This window comes from Acinetobacter sp. WCHAc060033 (assembly GCF_004209125.1).
Lineage (GTDB): Bacteria > Pseudomonadota > Gammaproteobacteria > Pseudomonadales > Moraxellaceae > Acinetobacter > Acinetobacter wuhouensis.
The window spans coordinates 1-461 of record NZ_SGSW01000191.1; the positions used below are offsets into that span (position 1 = coordinate 1).

The window sequence follows — 461 nt, forward strand, 5'->3', positions numbered from 1 at the left end:
CCAAATCAAAATACAGCAATTGGCGCACCAAATGTAGATGCTGCGATCATCATTTCAGATGCGGGATGGGGTGTTTACAGGAATAGTTCTGCGACTAACTTCGACCCTACTTTGCCTGTAAATTATGGTGGTACAGGTCGAACAGATGGTAAAGCACAAGCACTCGCCACATCACGCACGGTACAGTTTTCGGGATCAGCAACAGGCTCATTTAGCTATGATGGTTCTACGAATTCTTCTTGTATTTTGACTCTTGCTAATTCTGGTGTTGTTGCAAGTACATACGGTTCAACTCTTAAGATTCCAACAATCACTGTAAATCAACAAGGTTTAATTACTGGTGTCTCTGAAAAAGAGATCACAAAAGCCAATTTAGGTTTAGACAAATTCACACAAAATCCAAATCAAAATACAGCAATTGGCGCACCAAATGTAGATGCTGCGATCATCATTACAGATGT

Annotated in this window: 1 pseudogene; it reads left to right on the forward strand. The window is 40.6% G+C overall.

The window, feature by feature from the left end:
- Positions 1-461 (forward strand): annotated as a pseudogene (locus EXE10_RS21805) (hypothetical protein); the annotation flags it as partial.